General features: G+C 38.9%; 18 protein-coding genes. 6 read left to right on the plus strand and 12 right to left on the minus strand.

Annotated features, from left to right (window positions below):
• Nucleotides 1-21: 21 nt before the first annotated feature.
• Together AZE41_RS20855 and AZE41_RS20860 are read right to left on the minus strand one after the other, a co-directional pair.
• Complete coding sequence (locus tag AZE41_RS20855; RefSeq protein WP_067213603.1) at nucleotides 22-1,101, minus strand: AI-2E family transporter; 1,080 nt, start codon at nucleotides 1,099-1,101, stop codon at nucleotides 22-24.
• Between the two features lie 265 nt (nucleotides 1,102-1,366).
• Nucleotides 1,367-2,212, minus strand: a complete 846-nt coding sequence (locus AZE41_RS20860) for a VOC family protein (protein WP_067213604.1) — start codon at nucleotides 2,210-2,212, stop codon at nucleotides 1,367-1,369.
• 111 nt (nucleotides 2,213-2,323) lie between these two features.
• On the opposite strand from AZE41_RS20860, the gene AZE41_RS20865 reads away from it, so the two are divergent.
• The 3 genes from AZE41_RS20865 (at nucleotide 2,324) to pabB (ending at nucleotide 4,971) form a co-directional block, all read left to right on the plus strand.
• Nucleotides 2,324-2,662 (plus strand): winged helix-turn-helix transcriptional regulator, encoded by a 339-nt coding sequence (locus AZE41_RS20865; RefSeq protein WP_067213605.1) that lies wholly within the window; start codon nucleotides 2,324-2,326, stop codon nucleotides 2,660-2,662.
• Between the two features lie 134 nt (nucleotides 2,663-2,796).
• Entirely contained in the window at nucleotides 2,797-3,390 is a 594-nt protein-coding gene (locus tag AZE41_RS20870; protein WP_067213606.1) for an anthranilate synthase component II, read from the plus strand.
• Nucleotides 3,391-3,417: 27 nt separating this feature from the next.
• Complete coding sequence (pabB, locus tag AZE41_RS20875; protein ID WP_067213607.1) at nucleotides 3,418-4,971, plus strand: aminodeoxychorismate synthase component I; 1,554 nt, start codon at nucleotides 3,418-3,420, stop codon at nucleotides 4,969-4,971.
• Nucleotides 4,972-5,245: 274 nt separating this feature from the next.
• On the opposite strand, the gene AZE41_RS20880 is transcribed toward pabB, so the two are convergent.
• The gene (locus AZE41_RS20880) at nucleotides 5,246-5,638 is read right to left on the minus strand and encodes a P-loop NTPase family protein (RefSeq protein WP_335339510.1); all 393 of its coding nucleotides are present in this window, start codon (nucleotides 5,636-5,638) and stop codon (nucleotides 5,246-5,248) included.
• Between the two features lie 730 nt (nucleotides 5,639-6,368).
• Here AZE41_RS20880 and AZE41_RS20885 point away from each other — a divergent pair.
• On the plus strand, nucleotides 6,369-7,814 hold the full coding sequence (locus AZE41_RS20885) for an MFS transporter (protein WP_248846092.1): 1,446 nt from the start codon (nucleotides 6,369-6,371) through the stop codon (nucleotides 7,812-7,814).
• A gap of 112 nt (nucleotides 7,815-7,926) precedes the next feature.
• Here AZE41_RS20885 and AZE41_RS20890 read toward each other — a convergent pair whose 3' ends face one another.
• The 8 genes from AZE41_RS20890 to AZE41_RS20925 form a co-directional block, all read right to left on the minus strand.
• Nucleotides 7,927-8,259 carry an antibiotic biosynthesis monooxygenase gene (locus tag AZE41_RS20890; RefSeq protein WP_067213608.1) on the minus strand — a complete coding sequence of 111 codons (333 nt, stop codon included), beginning with the start codon at nucleotides 8,257-8,259 and terminating at the stop codon, nucleotides 7,927-7,929.
• Nucleotides 8,256-8,669 carry an ankyrin repeat domain-containing protein gene (locus tag AZE41_RS20895; RefSeq protein ID WP_067213609.1) on the minus strand — a complete coding sequence of 138 codons (414 nt, stop codon included), beginning with the start codon at nucleotides 8,667-8,669 and terminating at the stop codon, nucleotides 8,256-8,258. The genes AZE41_RS20890 and AZE41_RS20895 overlap by 4 nt, the downstream gene beginning before the upstream one ends.
• The gene (locus AZE41_RS20900) at nucleotides 8,666-9,451 is read right to left on the minus strand and encodes an ABC transporter ATP-binding protein (protein ID WP_067213610.1); all 786 of its coding nucleotides are present in this window, start codon (nucleotides 9,449-9,451) and stop codon (nucleotides 8,666-8,668) included. The genes AZE41_RS20895 and AZE41_RS20900 overlap by 4 nt, the downstream gene beginning before the upstream one ends.
• Nucleotides 9,438-10,472 (minus strand): FecCD family ABC transporter permease, encoded by a 1,035-nt coding sequence (locus tag AZE41_RS20905; RefSeq protein ID WP_067213611.1) that lies wholly within the window; start codon nucleotides 10,470-10,472, stop codon nucleotides 9,438-9,440. The genes AZE41_RS20900 and AZE41_RS20905 overlap by 14 nt, the downstream gene beginning before the upstream one ends.
• A 1-nt stretch (nucleotide 10,473) precedes the next feature.
• Nucleotides 10,474-11,442 (minus strand): ABC transporter substrate-binding protein, encoded by a 969-nt coding sequence (locus AZE41_RS20910; RefSeq protein ID WP_067213612.1) that lies wholly within the window; start codon nucleotides 11,440-11,442, stop codon nucleotides 10,474-10,476.
• A 331-nt stretch (nucleotides 11,443-11,773) separates the two neighbouring features.
• Nucleotides 11,774-13,489: a GMC family oxidoreductase gene (locus AZE41_RS20915; RefSeq protein WP_067214101.1), complete on the minus strand. Its 1,716-nt coding sequence runs from the start codon at nucleotides 13,487-13,489 to the stop codon at nucleotides 11,774-11,776.
• 25 nt (nucleotides 13,490-13,514) lie between these two features.
• Entirely contained in the window at nucleotides 13,515-14,273 is a 759-nt protein-coding gene (locus tag AZE41_RS20920; protein WP_067213613.1) for a gluconate 2-dehydrogenase subunit 3 family protein, read from the minus strand.
• An 80-nt stretch (nucleotides 14,274-14,353) separates the two neighbouring features.
• Complete coding sequence (locus AZE41_RS20925; RefSeq protein ID WP_067213614.1) at nucleotides 14,354-14,602, minus strand: hypothetical protein; 249 nt, start codon at nucleotides 14,600-14,602, stop codon at nucleotides 14,354-14,356.
• 386 nt (nucleotides 14,603-14,988) lie between these two features.
• Here AZE41_RS20925 and tatC point away from each other — a divergent pair, with 386 nt between their 5' ends.
• Both tatC and tatA read left to right on the plus strand, forming a co-directional pair.
• The gene (gene tatC / locus AZE41_RS20930) at nucleotides 14,989-15,744 is read left to right on the plus strand and encodes a twin-arginine translocase subunit TatC (protein ID WP_067213615.1); all 756 of its coding nucleotides are present in this window, start codon (nucleotides 14,989-14,991) and stop codon (nucleotides 15,742-15,744) included.
• Nucleotides 15,745-15,847: 103 nt separating this feature from the next.
• Entirely contained in the window at nucleotides 15,848-16,054 is a 207-nt protein-coding gene (gene tatA, locus AZE41_RS20935; protein WP_067213616.1) for a twin-arginine translocase TatA/TatE family subunit, read from the plus strand.
• A 196-nt stretch (nucleotides 16,055-16,250) separates the two neighbouring features.
• Here tatA and AZE41_RS20940 read toward each other — a convergent pair whose 3' ends face one another.
• Nucleotides 16,251-16,586: a L,D-transpeptidase gene (locus tag AZE41_RS20940; protein ID WP_067214102.1), complete on the minus strand. Its 336-nt coding sequence runs from the start codon at nucleotides 16,584-16,586 to the stop codon at nucleotides 16,251-16,253.
• Between the last annotated feature and the right edge of the window lie 769 nt (nucleotides 16,587-17,355).

Consider the following 17,355-nt stretch of genomic DNA (forward strand, 5'->3'; position numbering starts at 1 on the left):
TTTTAGTCTTCTATTTCTTTTTTAAACAGTCTTCGTCGCAGCGCTTTTGATTTCCTTCCGCCTTGCATAAATATTCTTAACGATGGCTTTACCAACTGCATACGCCGGAACAGCAACGATAATACCGAGAAAACCTGCAATATTACCTGCTGCCAATATAACAGTAATGACTGTAAGTGGATGAATATCCAGTGATTTACCCATTACATTTGGTGTAATAAGATTACTTTCAACTTGCTGGGCGATCACCATTACGACTGCAGCTAAAATACCAATCTTCGGATCCTGTATAAAACCGATGATGATTGCAGGAACAGCTGAAATCCATGGGCCAATGAAAGGAATGAGGTTCATGAACAATCCAAAAATGGCTAATAACAGTGCATACTCCAGTCCAATAATCATATAACCTGCAAACAACAGAATTGCTAATAGAAAACTGATTAACAACTGCCCTTGGATATAAGAACGGAGTACAGTATCGATATCATGTAAGGTCTTTTTGATCCATTCCCGACGTTTTCCCGAAAAGAAATTGTATATGAACGGAGCAAACTTTTCATGATCTTTCAGGATGAAAATGAAGAAAAACGGGACTAATATAAGCAGGAACATTGCTTGAAAGAAGGATTGTAAAAATTGAACAACCCATTTCCCAAAATTAACCGCTATGGATTGAAGTGATTCAACCGCACTATCAATTGAATCTTCAAGTTTTGGTGGTAAATCACTTTTTTGTTGAAGTAATGTGTATGTCAAGTCATTTATTTCTTGGGCGATAGTAGGCGTATTTTCGACTAATTTATTAATTTGATTCGTTACTGGAGGAGCAATAATTGCTACGAATATCCAAACGACTGCTACGAGAATCGCTATAACCGAAAGAATGCTTCCCCACCTTGGTACTTTACGTTTTTCCAGAAAACGTTGAACCGGTTCCGTAATATAATATAGAACTCCGCCAAGTAATAATGGTATGAATATTGCCTTTGCTATGATTACTAAAGGCGAAAAAATCCCTTGAATCTCTATAAAGTATTTAATAATTAGCATAGCAAGCAGTATTCCAACACCTACTTGAAACCATAACTTTTTCGTCACATATCCCACTTCCTTTTCAATTATGTATTGTTATTTTAAGTATACGTTGTTATACGCTTGGCGTCGAAGAAAGTTTCAACTTTTCCTTACGAAATGATAAACATATGGTCCTTCAAAAAAGGTCCAAGCTTTTAAACCAGTACCGCCACTTATACTTCCATACTACAATTTGGATACTATCTGTTTCACCTATCCCCAAAGACCCACAAGTGAAAAAAGACTGCCCAATTCGGACAGCCCATTTACACACTGGTGATAGAAAAAATCACCCAACTCTAAGATTAATTTGAATACCGGAAGGATCTACCGTTACAAATCCACTACCATTCAATTCCACTTTTCCATCTAATGCTTCCACTTTCGTAATCGCTTCTTTCAATGTAGCCTCATTCGGATAAATAAGCGTGTACGATTGAAGTCCAACATTTCCCACAGTTGGACGTGATACCCCTTCGCCATTCCATGTATTCAAGCCAATATGATGATGATACTTCCCGTTAGACATGAATAATGCTTGCGGATAGTCCGTAACGACTTCGAAGCCGAGTGCATTGTAGAATATTTCCGATTCAGGCAAATTGGCTACATGTAAATGTACATGGCCCATAACCGTTCCGACAGGAAGTCCATCCCACGTCTGCTCCCCACTTTCTGCAATAATACTTTCTCCGTCAAGCGCATCTGTACTCATTGCAACTTTTCCATTGTCCCAACTCCAAACAGCAGGATCACGATCTATATAAATTTCAATTCCGTTGCCATCCGGATCTGACAAATAGAGCGCCTCGCTCACAAGGTGATCCGCAGCCCCAATTCGTACATTCTGTTGGATGAAATGTTTAATAATTGCCCCTAAATCGGCTCTCTTCGGCAACAATAATGCAAAATGATACAATCCAGATTTATGCGCCTCTTTCGGCATAACATTTTCCGGTTGTTCAATAATCAGTAAAGGCGTCTTGCCATCTGCTGTCAGGACAACTTTAGCCGCGGCTTCTTCAAGTACTTTAAATCCAATTACCTCTTTATAAAATTGGACAGCTCTATTTATGTCCAAAACGTTGAGATGTACTTCCCCTGTATACGTATGCGGTGCTGTATGAAAATTCATTTTTATTCCCCCTTATCGATAACAGTAAGTTAATTACTTTAGGTAACTAACTTTATATGTTATAATGACAGTTGTCAACACATTATGTTCGGCGAAAGGAGCTTCAATGATATGAATGAATTTGAACTTTGCCCGCGTTTCGAGAAGGCCGTATCTATTCTAAGCCAACGCTGGACCGCCCTTATTTTGTATCAATTAATGGCAGGACCACAGCGCTTTTGCACAATGACTGACAAACTTGGTGTCAGTGGAAAAACACTTTCAGAACGTTTAAAAGATCTTGATCAGCAAGGCTTTGTCATCCGCCACGTTTACCCTGAAACACCTGTGCGAATTGAGTATTCATTAACTGAAAAAGGAATGTCTCTTACGCCTATTATGAAAGAAATTGAGAATTGGTCACAGAAGTGGATTGAGCGTGAAGCAGTTTCTCCTAATGAAAAAGCATAAGAATTCACATGTTTTTCACACTCATCCGACTATCGTATTCCTAAACCCCTCGATTATAGAAAGAGTAGTTTCAACTAAATGAAAATGTATACTCTATAAATAGATGTTCTATTGTACTAGAAGGAGTGGGAGTTATGAGGACGCTGCTAATCGACAACTACGATTCATATACATTCAATCTTTATCAACTCATTGCCTCTATAAACGAAGAACTACCCATAGTAGTTCGGAATGATCAATATTCATGGAACGAATTACAATCCATTTCGTTTGATAATGTGATTATTTCTCCAGGACCAGGAACACCAACGAAAGAAAAAGATTTTGGTGTTTGTCGAGATGTTTTACGCCTATCAGAAGTGCCAATTTTAGGGGTCTGCTTAGGTCATCAGGGATTCGCCCATACTTTTGGCGCAAAAGTTGTGAAAGCACCTACGCCAATGCATGGAAGAATAAGTAAAGTCTTTCATAACGATTCTGAGTTATTTAAGGGAGTACCCCAAGAATTCGAAGTAGTTCGCTATCATTCACTTATTGTCGAGGATGATTTACCTACTTGTTTACAAAAAACAGCATGGACTGCTGATGGAATTATAATGGGCTTGCAGCATACTGAAAAACCAATATGCGGTGTACAGTTCCACCCTGAATCCATTTGCACTGAGTTCGGACATCAAATACTAGAAAATTTTTCGTTAATGAATAAAAAAACTACTATTTATGGATAAATAAGTATTTCCAAGGAGGTGTTCTTGTTGACAAATATCCCAGAGATTTCGATAGTCCCACGGGGCATGTCTCGTGAAATGTCTACTGCATTACCCACTGTAAAGGTTTTGAGTAGAAAACTATTAAATTTTGTAGAACCAGAAGAAGTTTTTCAGCATTTTTTTGCTGAAGAAGCATATGCTTTTTGGCTTGATAGTAGTCGTGTCGAATCTGACCTATCTCGTTTTTCTTTTATGGGAGCAACTAATGGACCATTAAGTAAAGTGATTAAGTACGACTCAAAAACACAGCTTGTTCAAATTAGTGACGCACAGGGACAAACTGAGCTTACAGAAGATATTTTCAACTATATTGATTCTGAGATCCATAAAATGCAACAACATTCTAATGAATTACCGTTTGATTTTAATGGCGGATTTGTAGGTTATTTTGGATATGAATTGAAAGCTGAATGCGGTGCCAATGAACACCATGTATCCTCAAATCCTGATGCCTTGTTTATTCTAGCCGACCGATTAATTGCCTTTGACCACAAAGAGCGCTGCATATATTTAGTTAGTATTGTTCCATATAATGCCCCTACATCCGCTTCTGAATGGTTTGACGCTACGGAACAGCAACTACAAAACGTTCCATCTATAGCACCCGTGGAAGTAACAAACAATGATACCCGCACACCACTTAACTTTGAATTAAGTCAATCTTACGCTCAGTATGTAAAAAAGATAGAAGAATGTAAAAAGTATATTACTGAAGGTGAAACTTATGAGGTTTGCTTAACGAATAGAATTAATATTAATGAACATTTCAATCCATTAGTTACATATCGTATTCTTAGAAATATTAATCCAGCTCCATACTCTTCCTTTCTTAAGTTCGGGGAATTGAGTGTTCTCTGTTCTTCTCCTGAACGTTTCCTGAAAATTGATCAAGATCGAGTGGTCGAAGCTAAACCAATTAAAGGGACGATTGCTCGTGGGAAAAATATCGAGGACGATCTCAGATTGGCTGAAATATTGCGTACTAGTGAAAAGGATAGAGCAGAAAATTTGATGATTGTTGATCTTCTTCGAAATGACTTGGGTTTAGTTTGTGATATTGGAAGTGTTCACGTACCGAAATTGATGGCTATTGAATCTTATCAAACAGTGCATCAACTCGTTTCAACAATTAAAGGGACGTTAAGAGCGGAATTAACAGCAATTGATTGTATACGATCAGCATTTCCTGGAGGATCAATGACTGGAGCTCCCAAAATACGAACCATGGATTATATTGACGAATTAGAGACGAATGCTCGTGGCATTTACTCGGGAGCAATTGGATTTTTGAGCTTAAATGGTACTACAGATTTAAATATTGTCATTCGAACGATTATAATGACTCCCGAACAGGCTACTGTAGGTGTGGGTGGAGCAATCACAATTTTATCTGATCCTGAACGAGAATTTGAAGAAACTCTTTTGAAAGGTCGCGCTTTAGTCAAAGCACTTACGATTTCTCAGTTTGGAAAATTCGATAAAAAATTATATACATTTAATGATCCCCATATGGATAGTTTATTTAATAAGCTATTATAGTGAAACAGTTCGTATACAAATTCCCAAAGTTTCTAACCTTAATCAACTTCATAACTCTGAGCTCTTATAACACGAGGGTTTTTGAACATTAAGAAAAGCGCAGGCGCCCCTAAGATGCGACAGCCATAAGACGGGACAGTAGAGCGACGTTCCTTTGCCCCAGAAGGATACAGTTCATTCTTTCCTAGCTAGATCGACTTTTGACTCCGAGCGCCTGACGCCCGGAGCTAGACATTGTTCCGGGTCGAAAACTTATACTTTCTTATTTGTTGTTTCACTTTTTTATATACGTTTTTAAAAACCCTTCAATCTGCGCAGGTGTTTTCAAATAATGTACGTTCTTCCCTTCACCTGCATAGCGTTGTATTCGCTCTAGCATTTTCCTTTTTCGTGCCCCATATGTTGTGAGGATGAATTTCAGAAACGCCTTATCAATCTTCTCTTTACAACCTTCACCAATATCATTCCTCGTTTTCCCATGGAATTGTACTCTTCGCTTTAATACACGGTACAAACAGACACGGAGAGGGAGCTCCAAATAAATAACGGTATCTGCATATGGCTCTCGTATATCGAATGTCCCTGAATAATTCCCCTCAACTATCCATTGCTCATTTTGGACAACTTGTTGCTGAGCAGCTGAAAATTCTTGAACCGAAGCTTCCACCCAATTCGGTTTCCAATACAATCAATCTAAATGCGTTACTTCGATTCCGGTCAATTCGCCTAATCGACGTGCAAATGTTGATTTTCCAGCACCCGCTGACACCCCGATGACCATAATTTTATTCATTCCGTAACTCCTCCTCATTGTCTGGGACTTGGTGAATTCCCTCCTACATATAAACTTCCATCCCCATGACCAAATAACCCAAAATATGTATTTAAACCGCTCAAAATCATTATACAGTATATATAGCTGAACTATTCCAAATTTACATCAACCCGAAAAAGACGAACGATGGGTATTGAATTTTACCTAATGATAGGATATATTCTAACTAAAGCAATGAAATCATATAAAATATAATGAAATATTTATATTTATTCACAAAACCCGAACAATGAACTTGATTCACTTTGGTTATCATAACGATTTAATTATACTATTATTAAATTGTGTCCATATTTCGAATCATTTTATCCATTCCCATATTTCAAGATTTGCGACATCATTAGGGATTATCTTTGTTTTACTTATGGTAAACGACTACTCAAGTGGTAGAAATATTGATACTACCTACTAGTCACGCAAATGGCAATCATTTTAAAATAGAAAAACCACGGTTTTCTTCTTCACCCCATCGCTCTACTATGCTAAAGTAGTAAAACACTAAATTTTGATAGACGAGATAAAACTCTCACGAAAGCTGCTTTCTATTTTGAGGAGGAAGATCATGACCACAAGCTATCAAGGTACGAATAAAATGATTACAGGAATCGTGTTTGGTGTCATAACGTTTTGGCTTTTCGCGCAATCCATGGTCAATGTTGTTCCCGCAATCCAATCGGATCTAGGAATTTCACTGGGTGTACTTAATATTGCAATCAGTTTGACCGCTTTATTCTCAGGTATTTTCGTCGTGGCAGCAGGCGGGCTTGCTGATAAATTTGGTCGCAAGAAAATGACCTATTTCGGACTCATATTAAGTATCATTGGCTCACTATGCCTCGTATTTACGAATGGGGCCGCGCTGTTAATTATCGGACGGATCATCCAAGGATTATCGGCTGCTTGTATTATGCCAGCAACGATTGCATTGATGAGAACGTACTATGAAGGGGCTGAAAGGCAACGTGCACTTAGTTATTGGTCTATCGGGTCTTGGGGTGGTTCGGGTGTTTGTTCATTTGCAGGAGGAGCTATCGCAACTTCTATGGGTTGGAGATGGATCTTTGTTTTCTCAATTATTTTCGCCATCTTGGCTATGATTTTGATCAAAGATACCCCCGAAAGCAAAGTTGAACAGCAAGGCTCTTCCCGTTTCGACTTTACCGGCTTAGTTGTATTTGTTTTAACGATGATTGCATTAAATGTGGTTATTACGCGCGGTGCAGATTTCGGATGGACAAGCCCGATCACATTAAGTTTAATTGTCGCTACGCTAGTTGGAATGCTATTCTTCATCAAAATAGAAATAGGTAAATTACATGCTTTGATTGATTTTAAATTATTTAAAAACAAACCGTATACGGGTGCTACCATCTCCAACTTCTTATTAAACGCGGTTGCTGGTACGCTCGTTGTAGCAAATACATATGTGCAAGTCGGAAGAGGCTTCACGGCGTTTCAATCAGGTATGCTATCAATTGGCTATTTAGTGGCAGTCCTTGTCATGATCCGTGTCGGTGAAAAAGTACTGCAACGAACCGGTGCTAGATTACCAATGATGGCAGGCTCTATCTTGGCGGCAATCGGCATCGGGTTAATGGCTTTGACATTTTTACCGGACACAGCTTATATCATCGTTGTCTTTTTCGGATTTATCCTGTTCGGTGTAGGACTTGGGCTGTATGCAACACCGTCCACTGACACAGCTGTATCAAGTGCCCCTGAAGATAAAGTCGGTTCAGCGTCAGGTATTTACAAAATGGCGAGTTCTCTCGGCAGCTCCTTTGGCGTTGCCATATCTGCCACCGTGTACGGTACAATGACGATGACGGGCAATATTGAAAAGGCAGCCTCTGCCGGAATTATTACCAACGTTATATTCGCAGTACTTGCGTTAATAGCAATCATGTTTTTGGTCCCTAAAGCGAGACAAGATGCTCCAAAACAAGTAGTCAGCAGACAAAATGAAAAATTTACAAATCCCGTTAATAATAGCGGTAGAATAGGATAGTATTTATATTAATACGCATAAAAACAGCCTTAAATCATAATCGATTTAAGGCTGTTTTATAAATTACTGTGTTTATTTCATAATTGTCTTGGTGACCGTCATCCACTAAAATTCAAACCTCCTGCTTTGCAGGTTTGTGCTGAATTGCCACTTGAAAGGTAGTCAGTTGTGAACTTATGATTGGATTATCCGCTGATTTTTGTTCATTTTTCTTATCATGCGTTTTTTGAGATGCTCTGCTACCCAACCATTCATCAAAAAACTTTCTTTCTTCCCATGTAGTGCAGATTTTCAACTCATCATATTCCGGACTATTTTCTTTTTTCAATACTTCCATTAAAACAAATCCCTCAAATGTATGAACAGATTTCGGTGTTTGAAAACGTGCAAGAACCTCTTCTACGTTTCCTTTTTTGATACGGATTGTATTTACTGCTTTCATCATAATTCAACTTCCTCCCTCAGTGTTAAAGACTCTAGATACTGATATACAGTCCGTGCCGGTTCTCCACCCATTTGCGCATGTCGAAGCAGTGCAATACCATGCGGACCTGGAGCCGCAATGACATTAGGCTGTATAGCAACAATTGCTTTCACGATACTTAGTTCGCCAAGCATCGCTGCCGCGAAGATATCCATTCGTGCACCACGTTCGAGTAGCCATTCTGCAATTTCACGATTACCTGTATGGGCTGCTGCCCCAAGCCCACTTTCCCAATCGTCACCTCCCCAGTTCGTAATGGAATGAAGAAGCGCTGGCTCTTGCTTTACTAATCTCTTTACCTCTTCAAAATCTCCATGTGCAGCAATAATAAACGCCCTTACCAACTCATTGCTAAGTGGCCCTTTTCTCATATAACTTCTTCCTTTCGTAACCTTATTGGTGTGAAAAATGGTTTTCCGTTGTCCTTATAGATATCTGCATCTATTTCAAAAATAGATTGAAACATTTCCCTACATAACACGCATTGCGGAATACCATCGTACTGAACCTTCCCATCCTTTAAAACGACAAGGCGATCACTATAACGTGCTGCTTGGTTGATGTCATGCAAGACCATTACAACAGTCATGCCAAACTTTGTATTTAACTCTTCGACAAGCTCCATCACTTCTAATTGGTGTGATATATCAAGAAATGTTGTTGGTTCATCTAACAGTAAAATCTTTGGGCGCTGGGCAACAGCCAGTGCAATCCACGCCCGTTGCCTTTCTCCACCAGAAAGTGATTGTAACGTCCGGTTTTTAAATCGAGTTAACCTGGTAACCTCCATCGCCCATTGAACGATTTCATCATCTTCTTTTGTCAACTTACCGTAAGCCCCCCGATGTGGATACCTTCCAAATTCGATGAGTTCGCCTACCGTCAAATCGAGTTGATGATCTTGCATTTGTGGTAGCATGGCAAGTTTTTTTGCGACATCCAGACTTTTCATTGAACCAATCATTTGTCCATCTAGGATTACTTCACCACTTTTCGGAGTTATAAGACGTGAAACAAGTCGGAGCAATGTCGATTTACCAGACCCATTTGGACCTATTAAGCTGACGATTTCACCTTCCTTTATGTGTAAGTCAATCGCTTGTAACTGAAAGGAAGGAGAATGTTCGAATGCGACATCTTTAGTTAGAAGCAAATGAGTCCCTCCTTCTCTGAATCATATATAAGAAAAATGGGCCGCCTAAGAATGCCAACAAAATCCCAACTGGCAACTCGATTGGATTAAAAGCACTCCGTGCAACTGTATCAGCCAATACAACGAGCAACCCTCCGCCAAGTGCGGATGCAGGCAGTAAATAGCGATAATCTCCACCAATCATAATTCTTAATATATGTGGCACAACAAGCCCAACAAAGCCTATTAAACCGGCTACACTTACAGCTATTCCCGCAAGAAGTGTACTAAGAACAATTAGGAAAAAACGACTTTTTTCAACATTGTGGCCAAGCAGTTTTGCAACTTCATCACCAAGTCTTAAAATGCGAATATGCCTGATTGCAAACAAAGATAATACAAGCGCTCCAACAGCGTAATAAATAATCATTTCGAATTGAATCCACCCCACGCCCCCAATGCCACCGGCTAGCCATGGAAGAACTGATTGCACGCGGTCACTATATAACAGCATGAGTGCACTCATGAACGCACCAATTACGGCATTAATGGCTACACCGACTAATATAATACGTACAGGTGAAGTGCCACCTTTCCAAGAGAATGCATAAATAATGAGCGCAGTGATGAGAGCCCCTATAAAAGCCGCTAAAGGCAAGAATAGGATATACGCCGGAAAGATAATCATAATAGTCGTTGCGGCGAGACCAGCTCCAGACGACACCCCTATAATTCCCGGATCAGCTAGTGGATTTTTCATTACGCCTTGTAAAATAGCACCAGATACCGCGAGACACATTCCGACAATCATTCCGATTAAAACCCGTGGGAAACGTAACTCCCATATAATTCGTCTAGCCAATGAATCATCTGAGTGAAAAAGACCACCCCAAACTTCACTGAATGTAAATGAAACAGGTCCAATCATTAAACTTACCGTACACGCAAGTACAAGAAGGATACTAAAAGAGATAACTACAATTGTTCGTTTTTTTGCGAGTGGATGAACATTTTTAGATACTTGAACTTCTACCGCTTCCATTTTATTTAACCGCCGCTAGATTTTCCTTCATCAACTCAAGTGCTTCTACTACTTTTGTACCTGGGTTTGAACCAAATAAATGTGAAGGTAAAATAAATACATTGCCATTTTTTACTGCATCAAGATTTTTCCAAGCTGCATTCTTTTCCATTTCACTTTCAAAAGCCGCTTTTACCCCTTCTGGATCGCCATGTGTAATCAGCATCACAACTTTTGGATTTCTTTCGATAATCTTTTCAACACTTAAACTCGCATACTGCGGATAATTCTCTTCTTGTGGAAAATCGGATGCAATATTTTCTCCACCCGCTTTTTCCAATAAATCACCTGTAAGAGAGTTTGGAAGAGCCGCTAGATACGTACCTGGCGCACCATATACCAATAGTGTTTTCACTGGATCAGAATTGGTTTTTTCGCTATTTTCTACTTCTTCCGTAATCGTTTTATTCATACTTTCAGCTTCTGTTTCTTTTTGAAATAGTTGTCCATATAGACGAATCGTTTCTTGAATATCAGCGATTGAATTTGCTTTAGTGTAAATAACCTTCGTTCCTTGTCGTTCTATATTTTCAGCATGTTGCTTGAAACTCATTGCTGCGGCTAAAACAGTTGGATGAACTTCCGCTAATTTCTCAAAGTTTGGCTGATGTGGATTACCGATTTCCGTAATACTTTCTACTTCTTTTGAAACAGGTCCACTTGCCGTTGGACGGCCAGTCACATTAGCACCTAATGCTAGTAAAATATCTAAGTCTCCTGAATTTAAAACTGCAATAGATTCTGGAGCACTTTCAAACGTTATATTTTCACCCGATGCATCTGTCACTTCAATAGCTGACGTGACCTCTTCTTTTTTCTCCTTATCTTTTGGTTCCTCTTCTTTCACTGCTGCTTTACCATTCTCCGTACCACATGCTGCTAAAACGAGTAACAACAGTACAGATAATAAAAGTAATGATACCTTCTTCATTTTCCACACTCCCAATTAATAATGATAATCATTCTCAGTGGTTTCCATTCTACTGATAACAATTCTCACTGTCAATGAATTATTTGAAAATAAAAAAACCAATCTAAGAGTTTCCCCCTAAATTGGCTCATTCATCATATTGAGTTTGATGGTTCTTTTAATTTAACTTTAATATTAAATTTCCCATATTTATTTAGGTGAATTTCACGGCTTTGATTAAAGTGAATAAAAACAGCCTTAAATCAATAACCGATTTAAGACTGTTTTATTAATTTTTGAAACAATAATAATCATCGTACTTGTTACAAACAATTATCTTGATGACCGTCACCTATACAAGTGATCCGCCCTGTTTTAGGAACTTTTGAATTCCTTCTGCCGCTCTATATGATAGAGCGCCAAGTGTACCAGTTGGATTGAAAGAACTGTTATGAGGGAATGCAGAAGCCCCCGCCACAAAAACGTTCTCGGCATCCCACATTTGCAAGTACGAGTTAACGGCTGAAGTTTCACGGTCAGCACCCATAATTACTCCGCCTGTATTATGCGTATTTGTATCTTTGTTTACATTGAATTCACCTTGTTCATCAGCGGTATCAATGATGTCAGCCCCCATTGCTTCTGCTACTGAACGTGTCACTTTCGACATATATTTCACCAATTCGCGATCTTGTTCTGTGTAATCATATGTCATGCGAAGTAACGGCATACCGTATGCATCTTTATAATCAGGGTCAAGATCAAGATAGTTATTTTGATGAGGCATACTCGCACCTTGTGAAGCAACCTTCAAGTAGCTGTTCGCATATTTGATCGATTGTTTCTTGAATTCAGGCCCCCAAGTAGGCGTGCCGCTTGGTACAACATTGTTTGCAATTGGACGTGCACCATATTGGAACATACGGATTCCAGCACCATGAATAAAGTTCTCGTTCGAATGGTCAAAGTTATCGCCAACAAATTCAGGAATCTCCATGCCTAATGCCCCTGCTCCTGCATACAGATTGAATTCTTTATCTTCAAAGAATGCCATTGAAGAACCAGTACTTACTTGATAGCAATAGTTTTTCCCGATTGAACCTTTTCCAGTTTTCGGATTATAAGGTTGTCCGAGACCAGAATTGAGCAAAAGTCGTGCATTGTTAAATACATAACTTGCAACAACTACAACATCTGCCGGTTGTTCAAACTCTTCCCCAGTAATCGTATCCACGTAAACAACGCCTGTTGCTTTTTTTCCATCTTTTAAAATACGTACTACATTTGAGTGTGTGCGTAGGTCAAGTTTTCCTGTCTCTCTTGCAACAGGAATAACCGTTACGGCTGGATCCGCTTTCGCACCATACTCACAACCGAAGTTCTCACAATAAGCACAATATTGACAGGCCGCACGTGAAATACCATCTGGATTTTCGTAGAACTCCGACAAATTCCCAGAAGGAACCATATAAGGTGTATAGCCTAACTTTTTCGTTGCCTCCTCGAAGACTTTTAAAACAGGAGTTTTCAACATTGGACCTGTCGGATATGGATTCGAACGTTTTCCGTAAGCTTCCACTGTTTCGCCGGAAATACCCGCCATTTTTTCAAATGTATCGTAATAAGGCTCTATTTCGTCATATGTTATACCCCAGTCTTGGATGGGCATATCCGATTTAATTTTCCCTTTACCGTACCTTTTCTCTGTTAAAGTTTTGATTTCAAAGTCATATGGAAGGAAACGATAAGTTTGACCATTCCAGTGACTTCCCGCTCCACCAACTCCATCACCAACGATGAATGATCCATAATAACGCATTGGAAGTGCACGCATCTCAAGATTATTACGATGTGTAATCGTTTCTTTCGATAAGTCTTGCATTAGCTCCGTCCGATGTTGATAACGCAGTTCATCATGCCCCATTAAGTAATCTGCAGTTGATCGATCTTTTCCACGTTCTAGTCCCACGACTTGAATTCCTGCTTTTGTTAGTTCGGCTGCAATAATACCGCCAGCCCAGCCCATACCTACAATAACGACAGGTACTTTAGGTAATTTTGTACTCATTGTTGTCATTCATTCCTTCCTATAATCAATGTCCCATGTGGCTGTTTAAGCCTTGCGGTTCTAGTACGACGAAGTTTTCACTTTGAATTTCTTGGAGGTAAGTCATCCGTGAGCCAGGATATTTCCTCATTTTCCAACCAAGCATCTCTTTGTTACCGCCATATAATGGATCGGCATACACACCTTCCATCGTTAATGAACGTAATAAGTTAAAGAACTCAGTGGAAGAAACACCTTTATAAACAGTCGTTTTCCCTTCACTAAAATCGGTTAATACAGCATCTTGTTCCGCTATTTCCAATTCAGTAAATTTCTTTTCAAATTGTTTAACACTGTAGGTATTCAATGCTAGTAAACCTGCCGGGAACAAGTCTTTACGAAGCATTTTTGTTTGTCCGCCTTGTGTTGGTTCCGGTGTATGGAATGCCCCTAAGCGATAATCCTTCACGTTTAGTCCCCATGGGCTCGCAAGTTGATGGTCAATATAGATGGCAGCATTTAATTCTTTTGCTCCTGGGCCATTTTCATCTTCTGGGAAAATCCGTTCGCTTGCTGCTTGTGTTAATTGATATTGTTCGGTTGTAAAGAATATTAATGCAACGTTCGGATTTGCAGTAGGAGTATGTGCTTGTTTTACCGGTGCAGGTGTTTTAGGTTCGTTCCCTAACAAACTCCCCAATGCGCCACCCAGTACTACACCACCTACCGTCAATCCTGAATTTTTTAAAAACGTACGCCTTGAAGAACGTTTATCTACAAATGAATTCTTTTCTTGCTTCGACATGATAAAACCTCCAAATTCTAACTGTATTAATATAATCTAATTATTTAGCTAGCTAAGTATCAGACAATAACAAAAACATTCTAGTTGTAAAGGCTAGAAAGAGCAGAATAGATAATTGCGCACATCAACAGGGATGTTATGAAAATTGCATACTTTTTTTCTGTCCATGAAACTATAATAATAGATAAGCCAATTGCGGCACCGATGAATGTATACCAAGGATAACCATCATTAAAAACGATAAGAAACGTAGCCAATCCACCGATTAACAAGATTGGTAAAAATACCTGGCTGATGATTTTAAACTCTTCAATGTAATACTGAGACACCTTCATTCTCCTTTCTTTCGATTCCGTGAATAAACGTACTATTATTTAGTAAATCGATTTAGTAACGGATAGTATGTTGTGGTCCAAATCAATGCGTTCTTAATTCTACTACTTTTTTTTCTTTATTGATATGGATTAGAAATATCTTTCCCTTCATCCGAGAAAGTTATTATTTTCCGAATTTACTCTTCTTAATTATTGAGCGTCCTATTATTTACAATTCATTTTTGATGTGTATAATGTGTAGGGTAGTTAGATTACCTTTCTTAATTCTACTACATTTTTTCAATTTAGTATGAATTAAAGCTATTATTTTTGGTAAATAAGAAAGTTTATATCTTCTGAATTTACTTTTTAGCATTATAAGATAGTGGGTGGTAAGAAGCATGAAACTAGAACAAGAATATACTCTTGTCGAACATCTAACGGAGCTCAGAAAGCGGCTAATTATTGTAGCCGTGACTTTTATAATATCGCTAGCAATAGGTTTCGGTATTGCACCTAAAATATTAACGTTCATCAAAATGCAACCTACAGCCCGTCATGTGGAATGGAACGTATTCGGCTATACGGATGGGCTTATGATTTATGTAAAATGCGCTTTACTGTTGGCTATTCTGATTACATTACCCATTGCATTGTACCAGACGTGGTTATTTGTAAAACCGGGAATGTCCAGAGACGAATCAAAAGGAACAGTCATGTTTATTCCGGCCTCTTTTTTATTGTTTTTGGCGGGGGTCAGTTTTAGTTATTTTCTCCTCTTCCCTTTAATGTTGAACTTCATGTCAAATATCAATGAATCGATTGGTGCAGTTGAAACATATGGGATGAAGCAATACTTTACGTTCATGTTTAACTTAATCATTCCAATAGGTATTGTGTTCGAATTGCCGGTCGTCATCCTGTTTTTAACGAAGTTAGGTATTGTAACACCAGAAAAGTTGAGAAAAATGAGAAAGATCGCTTACTTCATGCTTGTAGTAGTCGGAGTTTCAATAACACCACCTGATTTCATTTCCGACTTTCTGATTATTATTCCTTTATTACTACTATTTGAGATCAGCATTCTGGTATCAAGCTGGTCACTGAAAAAAAAGCGTGCAAATGAAGTAAGACGAGAGAAGATGTTGAAGGATTAAGATCGAAGCATTCTTGTAATCAGGAATGTTATACTGATTCAAGTAGCTGTGAGCATGTACAATTCCCAAATAAATGTACATGAATTCAAAGGAGGAACAAATCATGCCATCAAGTATCGGTGTACCCGGTTTAATTATAATTCTAGTGATTGCTTTAATCATATTCGGACCATCCAAGTTGCCTCAATTAGGCAAAGCTGTTGGACAAACACTGAAAGAATTTAAGAATTCAACGAAAGACATCATGGACGATGTCACAGATGAGTTTAAATCAGACGATAAAGAATCAACAGAGAAAAAGAAAATTTAATAGGTAACTCAAAAAAGCCTGCATTAAATACAACTCTCAATTTAGAATTGTATTTGATGCTGGCTTTTTTTATTAAAATATAATACGATTCAATGTAATCTCGATACTCCGATATTAATCTGGCCAGTAATATTAGCAGTCTACTCACTTTCCCACCAATCATATGAAACATACAAATTACAAGGTAGTAAGTGTTTCATTTATGAATAGTAACAGTGGTTCCAATCGAGACCATAGACGCTAATTCTAGAACATCTTCATTATGCATTCGGATACATCCATGTGACACGCTTTTCCCAATAGATGAAGGATTATTTGTGCCATGTATCCCATAATGAGGTTTTGATAACCCCATCCAAAAAGCCCCGAAAGGTCCACCAGGATTGCTTTGTTTGTTTATAATTCTGTATGTCCCCATTGGCGTCGCTGTGACCATTTTCCCTACCGCAATCGGATATATTTTCATTAAGTGATGACCATCGTAAAGTTTTAATCGGTGTTTCCGTGTAGATATATCAATCCAAAGGTTGATAAGATCACCTCCATACAAAAGTGAGCGTTCATTTATTGTATGAGGATGGTTCCTAGTTAACTGGGTCCAAAATTATCTATATATGTTGAACAAATGAATACGGCGTATGCGCTTTACAAGGGCTTTTGGGAGGCCACTGAAAAAGCTCTTGTACTTGGAATGGTTTAGGATTCCAACTAATACCGCTTCGACGCTTTGTGGATGCCTCCCGCGATAAGCCAGGGCACTGAAAAAGTACAATTTTCTTCAATCCCGTTGATTTCCGTTCCGAGCGGACGCTTTCCGCGGGCACGGCTTCAGCCTCCTGGTCACTGCGTTCCTGCGGGGTCTTCAGCTCGCGCTGTTCCCGCTGGAGTCGCCGCTCTTCACTACAATCAACTAGTTCTTACTATAAAAAAGAACTTTTTCAGTGGCTTATCGCTTCGGCTACCACGAAGTCGCGCCTTCGCTGGATGGTCTATGTGAGAAAGCGCATTTCATTAGCGGTGATGAAATCTGCAAACTGGAGTACGTCTTTCTTGACTATAAGTAGTATCAACTAGTAATCACCTTACAATCTCGCCATATACATCCAAAATCACATTTCTCTCGATAATGTACACCCTAGCGCAGGCGCGGCAAAGGCATCCCCAAAGCGCCAAGCGTTCAACAATCCACACCCCGAAATAAAACTCTCTCCTTATTGAGCGCCACAGTAAATTCAATGAAATTCTTTAATTCAACATATATAGCCCGTATTATCAGTCCTAAATTACGATATTTCCCCTAA

It is taken from the genome of Sporosarcina psychrophila (assembly GCF_001590685.1).
In the GTDB taxonomy this organism is placed as follows: Bacteria; Bacillota; Bacilli; order Bacillales_A; family Planococcaceae; genus Sporosarcina; species Sporosarcina psychrophila.